Raw genomic sequence first — 12,305 nt, 5'->3', positions numbered from 1 at the left:
TGGTAGTCGCGGCGCCTCATTGTGGCCTCATCGGCCTCCAATCGCGCCAAAGACCGTTCACATGACCGACGCCGCTCCTCCCGCCGAACAGCCCCAGCAAGGCGAGGCCCAACAGGGCCAGCCCGCCGGGCCCGGCTTCCGCATCCTGGCCCAGTACGTCCGCGATTTCTCGTTCGAGAACCCGCGCGCCCCGGAATCCCTGCGCATCGACGGCAAGCCCGCCATCGACCTCGGCGTCGAAATGGCCGCCCAGGGCCGCCCGGACGGCCTGTTCGAGCTGGACCTGAAGCTGTCGATCAAGGCGACCCACGAGAACCAGCCCGTCTTCCACGTCGAACTGGTCTATGGCGGTCTGTTCCAGCTGGCCAACGTCAACGAGCAGGATATCGAGCCGCTGCTGCTGATCGAATGCCCGCGCTACCTGTTCCCGTTCGCGCGCGAGATCGTTTCGGGCGCCACGGCCGACGGCGGCTTCTATCCCCCGTTCCAGCTCGACCCCATCGACTTCGCCGCCATCTATATCGCCCGCCAGCAGCAGATCGCCCAACAGCCGGTCGAAACCGGCCAGGCGTAAGCCGAACTGTTCCTGCGGCCGGGGCCTTCATCGCCCCGGCCGTATCGAAAGGCGCGGATGGCGCAGGACGTGACGGCGACAGGCAAGGCAGGCGAGGATATCGCGCACGGCATCGCCCTGCGCATCGCGGCGGCGGGTTGTTTCTCGGTCATGGCGGCGGTGCTGAAACTGGCGTCGCTGGACGGCGTCGTCGCGCCCGAGATGCTGTTCTACCGCGCCTTCTTCGGCCTGCCGGTGGTATTGGCCTGGGTGCTGACCCAGCCGGGCGGTCTGGCGGGTCTGACCACGCGCCGCCCCTTTGCCCATGTCGGCCGCATCGCCCTCGGCATCGTCTCGATCCTGTGCGTCTTCCAGACCCTGACGCTGCTGCCGCTGGCCGACGCCACGACCCTCAGCTTCACCGCCCCCATCTTCGCCACCCTGCTGTCCTTCCTGATCCTGAAGGAGGCCGTCGGCCCGCGCCGCTGGGCCGCCGTCGCCGTGGGCTTCATCGGCGTGCTCATCGTCATGAGACCGGGGGCGGACCACGCCGTACCGGTCGAGGGGATCGCCTTCGGCCTGGTCGCGGCCCTGCTGACGGCCGGCGTGACCATCACCCTGCGCCAGTTGCGTGACACCGAACATGTCGCCGCCATCGTCTTCTGGTTCTTCGTCGGCTCATCCACCGTGGGGGCGATCCTGCTGCCCTTCGTCGGCCATTGGCATTCGCCCCTGACCTTCGCCCTTTTGATCGGATCGGGGATCGCCGGCGGCCTGGCTCAGCTGTTCATGACCGCCTCGCTGCAAAAGGCGCCCGTCGCCGTGGTCGCGCCGTTCGACTACCTCCAGATCGTCGGCGCCATCGTCTTCGGCTGGTGGCTGATGTCCACGACCCCGACCCTCAGCACCCTGGCCGGCGCCGCCCTGATCGCAAGCAGCGGCCTCTACACCGCCTGGCGCGAACACATCCGCCGCAAGGCCGCCCTGATCCAGCCGACCGCGCCGCTAGTTTAGGATGGCTTTCGCTGTGGAGTAGCGAAAATCTCACGTTCACGGATATATGGATCAGGCGCAATCCAACCCAAGCCCAATCATGAACGCATCCGCACCGTCCGACGCCGACCAACTTCCTCTTTTCGCCGGCGTCGAGAACTTCGGCGGCGAGGCTGCGGCAGAGAAGCCCAGGTTCAGCGACTACATCGTCTATGTCGATGAAAGCGGCGATCACAGCATGGTCGCCATAGACGACGCCTATCCCGTTTTCGTGCTGTCGCTCTGCATATTTCAGAAGGCCTATTACGCGCGGGCTGTCGTTCCATCGCTTGAAGCGTTCAAATTTTCGCAGTTCGGCCACGACATCGTCATTCTCCACGAGAGAGACATTCGCAAAGAAGTCGGCCAGTTCCGGTTTTCGAACGCGGCCGGAAAGAACCGCTTCATCGGCGCTCTTTCTCGGATCATCGAGGCCAGCAAGTTCGTGCTCGTTGCGTGCGTCATCGACAAGCGTCGCATGGTCGACACAGGCGAAACAGCAAGCAACCCGTATCATGTCGCGCTGAAATTCTGCCTGGAACAGCTACGGGATTTTCTGAGCGAGAAGGGTCAGCTCGACGGGACCACGCACGTCGTGGTCGAGTGTCGGGGAAAGAAGGAAGACGCCGAGCTTGAGCTGGAGTTCAGGCGGATTTGCGATGGCGCCAACAGGTTTGCGGCGCCGTTACCGTTCTCGGTCGTATTTGCCGACAAGAAGGCCAACTCTTCCGGTCTTCAACTGGCGGATCTGGTGGCGAGACCTATAGGCCTCAGCGTCGTTCGGCGTGGTCAGGCCAATCGGGCCCTCGACCTTCTGAAGAAGAAATTCTTCTGTCAAGGCGGCCGAGCCAATGTTGGAAAGGACTACGAGGGCGTGGGGTATCTGATCTACCCGGAGGCCTGAAAAGCGAAAGGCCCCGGTGAACCCACCGAGGCCACGACGCCGACCGGGAACCCCCAATCCACTTGACTCTACGTATAACTCATGAATTGAAAAATTGCAACGGGAGATTTAGTGGGTCCGCACCGGATTCGCCTACCGCCCCGTCGATCCGAACCCGCCGGTCCCACGCGTGGTCTCGTCCAGCGTCTCGACCTCGACCCAGTCCGCGCGTTCGTGTTTGGCGATCACAAGCTGGGCGATGCGTTCGCCCCGGCGGATGACGAAGGGTTCGGCGCCGATGTTGGCCAGGATCACGCCGCACTCGCCGCGATAGTCGCTGTCGATGGTGCCCGGCGCATTCGGGCAGATGATGCCGTGTTTCAAGGCGAGGCCCGAGCGCGCCCGCACCTGGGCCTCGTAGCCCAGCGGCAGGGCGATCTTCAGCCCCGTAGGCACCAGCGCCCGCTGGCCCGGCGCGAGGGTCATCGGTTGATCCTCAGGCACCGCCGCGCGCAGGTCCATGCCCGCCGATCCGGCTGTCTCATAGGCCGGCAGCGGCAGGCCCTCGGAATGCGGCAGGCGCAGGATCTGGATGGCGGTCTCGGTCATTCAGGGCTCTTGAAATGGGCGGCGATACGGGCGGCGACGGCCCGGGCGATGGCGGTCTTGGATTGGCGCGGCCAGGTCTCGGTCTTGTCGGCGGTGACCAGCAGCACGGCGTTGCCGTCCGAGCCGAACACGTCGTCAGACACGTCGTTGCCGATGATCCAGTCACAGCCCTTCCTCGACAGCTTGGCCCGCGCATTTGTCTCCAAGTCCGTGGTCTCGGCGGCGAACCCGATGACCAGGGCCGGTCGTTTCGGTCCCGGCGCGGCGATGCCCGCCAGGATGTCGGGGTTCTCGATCAGAGCCAGGGTCGGCGGCCCGCCTGGCCCCTTCTTGATCTTGCCGCCGGCGATGGTGTCCACGCGCCAGTCGGCGACGGCGGCCGACAGCACGGCGATGTCGGCGGGCAGGGCCGCCCGCGTCGCCGCCTGCATCTCTAGCGCGCTCTCCACGTCGATCCGCGTCACGCCCGTGGGCGCGCCCAGCGCCGTCGGCCCCGACACCAGCGTCACCTCGGCGCCCAGTTCAGCCAGGGCCGCCGCGATGGCGTAGCCTTGCTTGCCGCTGGACCGGTTGGTCAGGCCCCGCACCGGGTCGATAGGCTCGAACGTCGGCCCGGCGGTGACCACGGCCTTGCGACCCGCCAGCGGCCGTCCGCCCGCGCCGGCCAGCAGGCCCTCGATGGCCTCCAGGATCGCTGCCGGTTCCGCCATGCGGCCAAAGCCATATTCACCACAGGCCATCTCGCCCTCGTCCGGCCCGACGACCGCCACGCCGTGGAAGCCGGGGAAGGCCTTGAGCCGCTCCATATTGGCCTGGACCGCCGGATGCTCCCACATCCGCACATTCATTGCGGGCGCCAGCAGCACGCGCTTGTCGGTGGCGATCAGGGTCGTCGAGGCCAGGTCGTCGGCCAGGCCGTTCGCGGCCTTGGCGATCAGGCCCGCCGTCGCCGGCGCCACCACCACCAGATCGGCCCAGCGCGACAGCTCGATATGGCCCATGCTGGTTTCGTCGTCGGGATGGAACAAACCCGAACGCACCGGATGGCCGCTCAGCGCCGCCAGCGACAGGGGCGTCACGAACTCGGCCCCGGATTCGGTCAGGATCACCCGCGTCTGTCCGCCCGCCTTGGCGATCAGCCGCACCAGCTCCAGCGCCTTGTAGGCCGCGATGCCGCCGCCGACGATCAGCAGGATCTTGCGGTTCGAAAGGGAGCGATTGTCCATGATCCTCGTCTAGCCGCCCCGCGTGACGCCGTCGAGACGAGAACATTGCGCGAACAATAAAGTTGTGCTTTCGTCGCGCCCAGCGGGTATCTGGAGGGAAGAATGAGAACGCTGACGAGGGGAGGGGCCGCGCTGGCCCTGTGCGGACTGTTGGGGCTGAGCGCCTGCGACAACAGTTCGGCGGTCGAGACACGGGACCGGACGGCGGAGGCGGCGCCATCTTCGGGTCTCATGTCGGAAACTGTCGAAACCACCACGACGCAGGAGATCAAACCGGGTCTGACGGTGACCCGCACCGAGACGATCGACGCCAAGACGGCGCGTCTTTTTCAGCGCAACGGCGCCGACTTCGACGCCCAGTCGCCTCAAGACTATATTGCCAAGGTGAAGGCCTTCACCTCCAGCCCGCCCAGCGACGCTGAGACCGTCAAACGCCCCAACGGCGACACCCTGATCTATCAGGCCTCGACCAACACCTTCGCCGTGGTGGCCAGAAACGGCTCGCCGCGCACGATGTTCAAGCCGACGACGGGCGCCGACTACTGGGCCGAGCAGAAGGCGGCCGCCCCCACCTTCGGCCAGCGTCGCCAATCGACGGGCGCGGCGGGCTGATATAGAGGGCGGGTTCCACCAAGGATCTCGCCCTCATGTCCGAACCCAAGACGCCGCTGCTGAAGACCGCCCTGATCTATGATTTCGACGGCACCCTGGCGCGCGGCAACATGCAGGAGGTGTCGTTTATCCCATCCGTCGGCATGGGCATCGGCGCCTTCTGGGAGGAGGCCGAGCGCCTGACCAAGGATGCCGACGGCGACGGCATCCTGATGTACATGCAGCTGATGCTGCACCACGCGCGCCAGAACGGCGCCCCCGTGACACGCGAGACCCTGCGCCAGCACGGCGAGGCCGTTGCCCTGTTCGAGGGGCTGAAGGATCTCAGCTGGTTCGACCGGATGAACGCCTTCGGCGCCAAATACGGGCTGGAGATCGAGCACTACATCATCTCGGCCGGGCTGGAGGAGATGATCGACGGCACGCCGATCCGGCCCGCCCTGAACCACGTTTTCGCGTCCCACTATGTCTATGACGAAAAGGGTGAGGCGGCCTGGCCGGCCGTGGGCGTCAACTACACCACCAAGACCCAGTATCTGTTCCGCATCAACAAGGGGGTGAAGAACCACTGGGAGCACGAGCGGATCAACCACTTCATCCCCGACGACGAGCGCGCCGTGCCCTTTGATCGGATGATCTTCATCGGCGACGGCGACACCGACGTGCCGACCATGAAGATGATGCACACCAAGGGCGGCTTCTCGATCGCGGTCTATGATCCGCGCTCGAACGAGAAGGACCAGAAGAAGGTCTATTCCCTGATCTCGGAAGACCGGGTCAACTTCGTCGCCGCCGCCGACTACCGCGAGGGTTCGGCGCTCGATTTGATCGTCAAGGGACTGGTGGGCCGGATCGCCATCAACGCCGGCTCCATGCCCGCCGGGCTCTAGCGGCCCCCGGCCCTCAGCCAGGCCTCGCGCGCTCCGATCAGCCGGGCGGGCGCGAGGCCGCGCAAGGATTTGGCGCCCGTCTGTCTCAAGCCCGCCTCGTTCGTCCTCTGCCACACGACGGTCGCGGGATAGGCCACGGCTTGCTCGACATCGACCACCACCACCTCGCGCGGCAGGGCGGCGCCCCGGTCCAGCCGCACCTTCATGCCGCCGTCCGACAGATCGACGATCAGACACGCCGTCTCCACGCCGGGCGCACAGACGACGCCACGCGCATTGGCCGGACGACGCGTCGCCGACCGTCTGTCTTCCGTGGCGGCGGGTTTGGATCCAAACAAGCTCATGGTTCGATAACGCGCGAGGCCGGCTCCGGCGCCACGCCCCCTGTCGCCGCGAGGAAATCCGCGCCCTCCAGGCCCACGATCCGGCGATCCCGGTCCAGATCGACGATCAGGTCGGCGGCGACGCCGCCTTCGACCATGTGCCGGGTAAGCCGCTCATAGTGCTGGACGAAGACCGCCAGGGCCGCGCGCCGCTCCGGCGGCACGGCGCCGCGTTTCATCAGTCCCGCCTCCTGTTCGCAGCGCCAGTCCAGCACGACATCGAACGCCGGCGCCTTCAGGAAGATCAGGGCGTCGAGTCGCGCGTGCAGCGGCCCATAATCCCGCGCCAGGGCCTCGTTGATCGCGCTCCGCCACAGGCCGTCGGCATCCTGCTCAGCTTCCAGCGCATTGATCGGCGCGACCAGAACCGTCGCCGCCTGCGCCGTCGCCCCCAGGCACCATCCCTCCAGCACGATCACGCTCGGCCGCCCCTGCACGACGGGCCAGTCCGCCTCGGGCGCCCGGTCGTCGGCCAGCTTGTCGAAGCGTGGCAGCGGCGTCCGGTCGCCCGGACCCGCACTCGAAAGCCGGGTCAGAAGTCGATGCAGCAAACCGAGATCGTGCGTGCCCGGCGGCCCGCGCGTGGCGAACAGCGGATGCACCCGCCCCGCCAAATCCGTCCGTTCCGCCTTGGCCAGATAGACGTCGTCCAGCGACAGCGCCGCCCCGCCGAACCGCTCGGCGACCTCATGCGCCAGGGTGGATTTTCCAGACCCTTGCGACCCTGAGATCCCCAAGATCGGCGGCAGTCCGGCCGGGTCGGCTTGTTGGATCCAGCGGCCGATCCTCTCGATCAGCCCCGGCTCGTCCATTTCAGTGCTGGTTCTGCGGCAACCGCACGACCAGGCCGCTCAGCGCGTCCGAGACGCGGATCTGGCACGACAGCCGGCTGTTGGGCTCGACCTCTTCGGCGAAGTCCAGCATCGACTCCTCCATGGCGCTGGGCTTGCCCGTCGCCTCGCGCCAGGCCTCGTCGACATAAATGTGGCAGGTGGCGCAGGCGCAGGCCCCGCCACAGTCCGCGTCGATGCCCGGCACATTGTTGCGGATCGCGCCTTCCATGACGGAAAGCCCCGGCTTCACGTCGACGACGTGCTCGGTTCCGTCATGCTCGATATAGGTGATGCTGGCCATGGGCCGCTCATATCAAGCCATGCCGCCCGCGCAAGACCGTAAGTTGGCGCCAGCATCGCTATATGGCATTATCGACGCATGAACGACATGCGCAAGATCACCGCCATCCTGCCGGCCCGCCTCCTGGCGGCGGCTCAGGATGCGACGGGCCAGGGCGTGACGGAAACCCTGCGTCGGGCGCTCGAAACCCTGGCGCATTCGGATTGGAGTCGTCGCATGCTGGCCCTGGAAGGGCGCGCGCCGTTGGACGTCGATCTCGACGACCTGCGCCAGGATCGCACGCTGGACGGATCGGACCGCGCGGTTTGATCGCCGCCGACACCAGCGCGGTCCTGCATTTCCTGCACGGCTTCGATGGACCCGCACGACCGGCGGTTCGCCGCGCCCTTCTCGACGAGCGGCTGGTGCTGCCGCCGCTGGTTCTGACGGAACTGCTGTCCGCCGCGTCGCCTGAAAGCGATCTCGACGCCCTGCTGGGCGCAGCGCCGCTCGTGCCGGTCATCGACGGCTATTGGGAAAGGGCGGCGCTCAATCGCCGCGCCCTCGCGATGCGGGGCCTCAAGGCGCGGCTGGCCGACGCCCTGATCGCCCAGTCCTGCATCGATGCGGGAATTCCGTTGATCTCCGGCGATTCCGACTTTCGTCATTTCGCCGCCCACTGCGGGCTAAAGCTGGCCGAGTAGAAGACAACAAGAACCCCCGAAGCGCCGCTCCGGGGGGTTTTGAAATCAGGCCGCCTTCTTGCGGCTCGGCGCGACCATCAGCTTCTTGGTCTCGGCGATGGCCTTGGCGGGGTTCAGGCCCTTGGGGCAGACCTGGGCGCAGTTCATGATCGTGTGGCAGCGATACAGTTTGAACGGATCTTCCAGGTCGTCCAGGCGCTTGTCCGTCGCGTCGTCGCGGCTGTCGGAAATCCAGCGATAGGATTGCAGCAGCGCCGCCGGGCCAAGGTATTCTTCCTGGTTCCACCAGTAGCTGGGGCAGGAGGTCGAGCAGCAGGCGCACAGGATGCACTCATACAGGCCGTCCAGCTTCTCGCGCTCGGCCGGGGTCTGCAGGCGTTCCTTCTCGGGGTCCGGCTCATCCGATTGCAGATAGGGCTGGATCGAGTCGTACTGGGCGTAGAACAGGCTCAGGTCCGTCACCAGGTCCTTGACCACCGGCTGGTGGGGCAGGGGGGCGATGGTGATGTTGTGCGACGCGCACTCGTCCCAGCCCTTGGTGCAGGCCAGGGCGTTGCGTCCGTCCACGTTCATCGAGCACGAACCGCAGATGCCTTCGCGGCACGAGCGCCGGAACGACAGGGTCGGGTCGATGGTGTTCTTGATGTGGATCAGGGCGTCCAGCAGCATGGGGCCGTGGTCGCCGGTCGGCACCTCATAGCTGTCCCAGCGCGGGTCGGCGTCGACCTCGGGGTCGTAGCGATAGACCTTGTAGGTCTTGACGTCCTTGGACCCCGGCGCGGCCTTGTGGACCTTGCCCGTCGTCGGCTTGGAGCCTCTGGGGAGAGTAAGCTGGACCATCTTAGTAAACCCGCGCCTTCGGTTCGATATACGCGATGTCGTCGGACATGGTGTAGTTGTGGACCGGACGATAATCGATCTGGACCTGCTCGCCGGGACGCTTCCACGCCAGGGTGTGCTTCATCCATCTTGCATCATCCCTATCGGGATAGTCCTCGCGGGCGTGGGCGCCGCGCGATTCCGTGCGATTCAGACCGCCCTCGATGGTGACCATCGCCTGGGCGATCAGGTTGTCGTATTCCAGCGTCTCGATCAAATCCGTGTTCCAGATCAGGCCGCGATCGGTGGTCTTGATGTCGGCGCCGGCCGCCTCGATGGCGCGCAGCTTGTCGGTGCCCTGTTGCAGGGTCTCGCCGGTGCGGAACACCGCCGCATCGGCCTGCATGGCCTTCTGCATCGACAGGCGCAGCTCGGCGGTCGGGGTCGAGCCGTCTGCGAAGCGGAAGCGGTCCAGACGGGCCAGGTGAGCGTCGGTCTGGGTCTTGGAGGCCGACGGCACGGCCGACGCCTTGTCCACCACCTCGCCGCAACGCAGGCCGACGGCGCGGCCGAACACAACCAGGTCGGTCAGGGAGTTGGAGCCCAGGCGGTTGGCGCCGTGTACCGAGACGCAGGCCGCCTCGCCCACGGCCATCAGGCCCGGAACCACGCTGTCGGGGTTGCCGTCGCGCAGCGTCAGGACTTCGCCATGATAGTTCGTGGGGATGCCGCCCATATTGTAGTGGACGGTCGGCAGGACCGGGATCGGCTCCTTGGTCACGTCCACGCCGGCGAAGATCTTGGCGCTCTCGGAAATGCCCGGCAGGCGCTGGTGCAGGATCTTGGGATCCAGGTGGTCCAGGTGCAGGAAGATGTGGTCCTTGTTCGGACCCACGCCGCGGCCCTCGCGGATTTCGATGGTCATGGAGCGCGAAACCATGTCGCGCGGGGCCAGGTCCTTCACGGTCGGCGCATAGCGCTCCATGAAGCGCTCGCCTTCCGAATTGGTCAGATAACCGCCCTCGCCGCGTGCGCCCTCGGTGATCAGACAGCCGGCGCCATAGATGCCGGTCGGGTGAAACTGCACGAACTCCATGTCCTGCAACGGCAGGCCGGCGCGCAGCACCATCGCATTGCCGTCGCCGGTGCAGGTGTGGGCCGAGGTGGCGCTGAAATAGGCGCGGCCGTATCCGCCGGTCGCCAGAACCACCATCTTGGCGCGGAACTGGTGAAGCTGGCCGTTGTCGAGTTGCAGCGCGGTCACTCCGGTGCACGTCCCGTCCTGCATGATCAGGTCCAGCGCGAAATATTCGACGAAGAACTTCACCTCGCGACGGACCGACTGGCCGTACAGGGTGTGCAGGATGGCGTGGCCGGTGCGGTCGGCGGCGGCGCAGGTGCGCTGCACCGGGCCTTCGCCGAAGTTGCGGGTCATGCCGCCGAAGGCGCGCTGATAGATCTTGCCCTCTTCGGTGCGCGAGAAAGGCACGCCCCAGTGTTCCAGCTCATAGACGGCCTTGGGCGCGTTACGGACCAGATATTCGATCGAGTCCTGGTCGCCCAGCCAGTCCGACCCCTTGACGGTGTCGTACATGTGCCACTGCCAGCTGTCCTCGCCCATATTGCCGAGCGAGGCGGAGATGCCGCCCTGGGCCGCGACGGTGTGGGAGCGGGTCGGGAAGACCTTGGTCACGCAGGCGACCTTCAGCCCCTGCTGGGCGGCGCCGAGCGCAGCGCGGAGGCCCGAGCCCCCGGCGCCGACGACGACGACGTCGTATTCGTGATCGATCAGTTCGTAAGCAGCCATTACGGGATCAGGCTCCGAAGCCGGCGGGCAGCGGCGCAGAACCCAGCGCCAGCCGCACGATGAAGAAGACGCTGGCGGCGGCCAGCACGAGGAAGACGATGTTGAGCAAGATCACCAGCAGACCGCGCGTTCCGGCGCTGGGCACATAGTCTTCCAGGATCACTTTCCAGGCCAGGCTGACATAGCCGAAGAACACCACCACGGTGATGGCCAGCAGGCCCGCGTTCAGCGGATTGGCGAACCAGGCCAGCACAGCGTCATAGCCGGCGCCCGCCAGGGTGAAGCCGGTCGAGGCGGCCCACAGGGCCAGCGGCAGCAGAGCCACCAGCAGGACGCGCTCGATCAGCCATTCGCCGGCGCCGTGGCGCTCGGAAACCTTGACGTTGTTCTTGAACTTGGCGGCGCCGCTCACAGCGAGACCCTCCCGACGGCGAACAGGACGACCCAGAACAGCACGGCCAGCGGGACCGGCGCCCAGACGGCGATGTTGGACAACAGCGTCGCCGACTTCACCGTCAGGCCGTTGCCGGTGTCGTTATAGGTGTGACGCGCGCCGTTCAGGATGAAGGAGAACAGCACCACCGTCAGGCCGAAGCCGATGAACAAACCCAGCGGCGAACCCGCCAGCGACGCGAAGCAGGCGTAGTGCTCGGCGCCAAAGGCCATTGCGCCCAGCCAGCCGATGACGAAGACGGATCCGACGGTGGCGGCGATGATCGTGGCCCGGAACAGGATCGAGGCCGTCATGGTGACGTGCCAGCGCCAGATGCTCATGTGCGGCGAAAGCGGCGCGATGTGACCGTTCGGTTGGGTGACGAAGCGACCGGTCCGGTCGCTGGATGCGCCACCCGGCGTCGGGCTGGGCTGGGTCATGCGAATGGTTCTCAAAAGCGAATGAATTCAATCGCCGTGTGCGGTTGCGAAGGCTTTTGTGACCCTGGGGGGCCGGTGTCAACGCACAGTGGCGAACATCGACGCATTGTCGTTTCTACGATCGTTCCATCACGGCGGATCACGTTTGCGTTCGCAAGCCCATGGACGGCTAGCCGATGCAGGGCGGTATTTGGCACGGTGGGCCTCATGATCCTGTTCGCCCTGATCTCCGTCGTCGCCCTGGAACCCGCCATCCAGACCACGGGTCTGCTGGACGCCACGCCCGAGACCTATCAGGCGCCGGTCATCCGCCCGTTCGAGCCGCCCTCCGACTTCGGTCGCGAAGAGGCGCAGGGCGACGCTGCGACGGATCGCCACCGCCGTCCCCTGACCGCCCCCGTCGAGGTGAACGCCTATGTCGGCAGTTACGAGGTCAGCCCCACCGACGCAGAGATCGCCTATGACCAGGGCGTGGCCCAGGCCCAGATCGACGCGGACGCCCGCAGCGGTCCTCTGGACGGCCGCTGGCGCGTCGTCGGCCATAACGGAAAGCCCCTGCTGTCCCTGGCCCTGACGGATCGCGGCGCAGGGCGAATGATCGAGGGCGCATGGCGTCGGCTGGACGCCCCGTCCGGGACAGACCAGGGCGGCGCAGCCGGCCCGGCCTCCAGAAGCGGCGACATCGCCGTCATTCCTCTGTCCGGTGGGGAACTGCACCTGCATCCCACCGCCAGGGGCTGGGCCGGCGAGTTGATCCAGAACGGCCGCGCCCGGCCGGTGACGGTCTCCCGCGCCGGCTAA

At 66.5% G+C, this 12,305-nt stretch carries 17 protein-coding genes; 8 read left to right on the top strand and 9 right to left on the bottom strand.

Translation table 11 applies throughout. The annotated features are described in order from the left end of the window. Positions 1 to 61 precede the first annotated feature (61 nt). From secB to WC597_RS02525, 3 genes are all read left to right on the top strand, one after another. Entirely contained in the window at positions 62 to 574 is a 513-nt protein-coding gene (gene secB / locus WC597_RS02535) for a protein-export chaperone SecB (protein ID WP_372691627.1), read from the top strand. A 57-nt stretch (positions 575 to 631) separates the two neighbouring features. Continuing rightward, positions 632 to 1,567 carry a DMT family transporter gene (locus WC597_RS02530; protein WP_372691626.1) on the top strand — a complete coding sequence of 312 codons (936 nt, stop codon included), beginning with the start codon at positions 632 to 634 and terminating at the stop codon, positions 1,565 to 1,567. Positions 1,568 to 1,646: 79 nt separating this feature from the next. Continuing rightward, positions 1,647 to 2,489 carry a DUF3800 domain-containing protein gene (locus tag WC597_RS02525; protein WP_372691625.1) on the top strand — a complete coding sequence of 281 codons (843 nt, stop codon included), beginning with the start codon at positions 1,647 to 1,649 and terminating at the stop codon, positions 2,487 to 2,489. A gap of 132 nt (positions 2,490 to 2,621) precedes the next feature. On the opposite strand, the gene dut is transcribed toward WC597_RS02525, so the two are convergent. Together dut and coaBC are read right to left on the bottom strand one after the other, a co-directional pair. After that, complete coding sequence (gene dut / locus WC597_RS02520) at positions 2,622 to 3,077, bottom strand: dUTP diphosphatase (RefSeq protein ID WP_372691624.1); 456 nt, start codon at positions 3,075 to 3,077, stop codon at positions 2,622 to 2,624. Continuing rightward, positions 3,074 to 4,303, bottom strand: coding sequence for a bifunctional phosphopantothenoylcysteine decarboxylase/phosphopantothenate--cysteine ligase CoaBC (gene coaBC / locus WC597_RS02515; RefSeq protein WP_372691623.1), 1,230 nt, complete (start codon positions 4,301 to 4,303; stop codon positions 3,074 to 3,076). The genes dut and coaBC overlap by 4 nt, the downstream gene beginning before the upstream one ends. Before the next feature lie 102 nt (positions 4,304 to 4,405). Between coaBC and WC597_RS02510 the strand changes: the two genes are divergently transcribed. Then, positions 4,406 to 4,915, top strand: coding sequence for an S-type pyocin family protein (locus tag WC597_RS02510; protein WP_372691622.1), 510 nt, complete (start codon positions 4,406 to 4,408; stop codon positions 4,913 to 4,915). A gap of 35 nt (positions 4,916 to 4,950) precedes the next feature. Further along, positions 4,951 to 5,805: a haloacid dehalogenase-like hydrolase gene (locus tag WC597_RS02505; RefSeq protein ID WP_346496940.1), complete on the top strand. Its 855-nt coding sequence runs from the start codon at positions 4,951 to 4,953 to the stop codon at positions 5,803 to 5,805. On the opposite strand, the gene WC597_RS02500 is transcribed toward WC597_RS02505, so the two are convergent. The 3 genes from WC597_RS02500 to WC597_RS02490 are packed head-to-tail and all read right to left on the bottom strand — an operon-like array spanning position 5,802 to position 7,322. After that, on the bottom strand, positions 5,802 to 6,149 hold the full coding sequence (locus WC597_RS02500; protein WP_372691621.1) for a PilZ domain-containing protein: 348 nt from the start codon (positions 6,147 to 6,149) through the stop codon (positions 5,802 to 5,804). The two genes, WC597_RS02505 and WC597_RS02500, sit on opposite strands and share 4 nt — an antisense overlap. Further along, positions 6,146 to 7,000, bottom strand: coding sequence for a kinase (locus WC597_RS02495; RefSeq protein WP_372691620.1), 855 nt, complete (start codon positions 6,998 to 7,000; stop codon positions 6,146 to 6,148). Before WC597_RS02495 ends, WC597_RS02500 begins: the two co-directional genes overlap by 4 nt. Before the next feature lies 1 nt (position 7,001). After that, positions 7,002 to 7,322, bottom strand: coding sequence for a 2Fe-2S iron-sulfur cluster-binding protein (locus tag WC597_RS02490; RefSeq protein ID WP_372691619.1), 321 nt, complete (start codon positions 7,320 to 7,322; stop codon positions 7,002 to 7,004). A 78-nt stretch (positions 7,323 to 7,400) separates the two neighbouring features. Here WC597_RS02490 and WC597_RS02485 point away from each other — a divergent pair, with 78 nt between their 5' ends. Beyond that, entirely contained in the window at positions 7,401 to 7,631 is a 231-nt protein-coding gene (locus WC597_RS02485) for a hypothetical protein (protein WP_372691618.1), read from the top strand. After that, positions 7,628 to 8,005: a PIN domain-containing protein gene (locus tag WC597_RS02480; RefSeq protein WP_372691617.1), complete on the top strand. Its 378-nt coding sequence runs from the start codon at positions 7,628 to 7,630 to the stop codon at positions 8,003 to 8,005. The genes WC597_RS02485 and WC597_RS02480 overlap by 4 nt, the downstream gene beginning before the upstream one ends. A 45-nt stretch (positions 8,006 to 8,050) precedes the next feature. On the opposite strand, the gene WC597_RS02475 is transcribed toward WC597_RS02480, so the two are convergent. Genes WC597_RS02475 through sdhC form a run of 4 tightly spaced genes read right to left on the bottom strand, consistent with a single transcriptional unit; the run spans position 8,051 to position 11,504 of the window. Then, positions 8,051 to 8,845 (bottom strand): succinate dehydrogenase iron-sulfur subunit, encoded by a 795-nt coding sequence (locus WC597_RS02475; RefSeq protein WP_372691615.1) that lies wholly within the window; start codon positions 8,843 to 8,845, stop codon positions 8,051 to 8,053. Between the two features lies 1 nt (position 8,846). Then, positions 8,847 to 10,631, bottom strand: a complete 1,785-nt coding sequence (sdhA, locus tag WC597_RS02470) for a succinate dehydrogenase flavoprotein subunit (protein ID WP_372691614.1) — start codon at positions 10,629 to 10,631, stop codon at positions 8,847 to 8,849. A gap of 7 nt (positions 10,632 to 10,638) precedes the next feature. Further along, the gene (gene sdhD / locus WC597_RS02465) at positions 10,639 to 11,043 is read right to left on the bottom strand and encodes a succinate dehydrogenase, hydrophobic membrane anchor protein (RefSeq protein ID WP_372691613.1); all 405 of its coding nucleotides are present in this window, start codon (positions 11,041 to 11,043) and stop codon (positions 10,639 to 10,641) included. Beyond that, the gene (gene sdhC / locus WC597_RS02460; protein WP_372691612.1) at positions 11,040 to 11,504 is read right to left on the bottom strand and encodes a succinate dehydrogenase, cytochrome b556 subunit; all 465 of its coding nucleotides are present in this window, start codon (positions 11,502 to 11,504) and stop codon (positions 11,040 to 11,042) included. Before sdhC ends, sdhD begins: the two co-directional genes overlap by 4 nt. 207 nt (positions 11,505 to 11,711) lie before the next feature. Here sdhC and WC597_RS02455 point away from each other — a divergent pair, with 207 nt between their 5' ends. Then, entirely contained in the window at positions 11,712 to 12,305 is a 594-nt protein-coding gene (locus WC597_RS02455; protein WP_372691610.1) for a hypothetical protein, read from the top strand.

The sequence above is a fragment of the Brevundimonas sp. genome (assembly GCF_041648115.1).
In the GTDB taxonomy this organism is placed as follows: domain Bacteria; phylum Pseudomonadota; class Alphaproteobacteria; order Caulobacterales; family Caulobacteraceae; genus Brevundimonas.
The sequence above is the reverse complement of the archived record's forward strand: the minus strand, read 5'-3'. Positions and strand labels throughout refer to the sequence as shown.

Coding starts and splice junctions, on each gene's coding strand:
- WC597_RS02495 (WP_372691620.1), bottom strand. CDS start 7,000: ATGGACGAGCCGGGGCTGATCGAGAGGATCGGCCGCTGGATCCAACAA.
- WC597_RS02505 (WP_346496940.1), top strand. CDS start 4,951: ATGTCCGAACCCAAGACGCCGCTGCTGAAGACCGCCCTGATCTATGAT.
- WC597_RS02485 (WP_372691618.1), top strand. CDS start 7,401: ATGAACGACATGCGCAAGATCACCGCCATCCTGCCGGCCCGCCTCCTG.
- WC597_RS02455 (WP_372691610.1), top strand. CDS start 11,712: ATGATCCTGTTCGCCCTGATCTCCGTCGTCGCCCTGGAACCCGCCATC.
- WC597_RS02500 (WP_372691621.1), bottom strand. CDS start 6,149: ATGAGCTTGTTTGGATCCAAACCCGCCGCCACGGAAGACAGACGGTCG.
- secB (WP_372691627.1), top strand. CDS start 62: ATGACCGACGCCGCTCCTCCCGCCGAACAGCCCCAGCAAGGCGAGGCC.
- coaBC (WP_372691623.1), bottom strand. CDS start 4,303: ATGGACAATCGCTCCCTTTCGAACCGCAAGATCCTGCTGATCGTCGGC.
- sdhA (WP_372691614.1), bottom strand. CDS start 10,631: ATGGCTGCTTACGAACTGATCGATCACGAATACGACGTCGTCGTCGTC.
- sdhC (WP_372691612.1), bottom strand. CDS start 11,504: ATGACCCAGCCCAGCCCGACGCCGGGTGGCGCATCCAGCGACCGGACC.
- WC597_RS02525 (WP_372691625.1), top strand. CDS start 1,647: ATGAACGCATCCGCACCGTCCGACGCCGACCAACTTCCTCTTTTCGCC.
- dut (WP_372691624.1), bottom strand. CDS start 3,077: ATGACCGAGACCGCCATCCAGATCCTGCGCCTGCCGCATTCCGAGGGC.
- WC597_RS02530 (WP_372691626.1), top strand. CDS start 632: ATGGCGCAGGACGTGACGGCGACAGGCAAGGCAGGCGAGGATATCGCG.
- WC597_RS02475 (WP_372691615.1), bottom strand. CDS start 8,845: ATGGTCCAGCTTACTCTCCCCAGAGGCTCCAAGCCGACGACGGGCAAG.
- WC597_RS02510 (WP_372691622.1), top strand. CDS start 4,406: ATGAGAACGCTGACGAGGGGAGGGGCCGCGCTGGCCCTGTGCGGACTG.
- WC597_RS02490 (WP_372691619.1), bottom strand. CDS start 7,322: ATGGCCAGCATCACCTATATCGAGCATGACGGAACCGAGCACGTCGTC.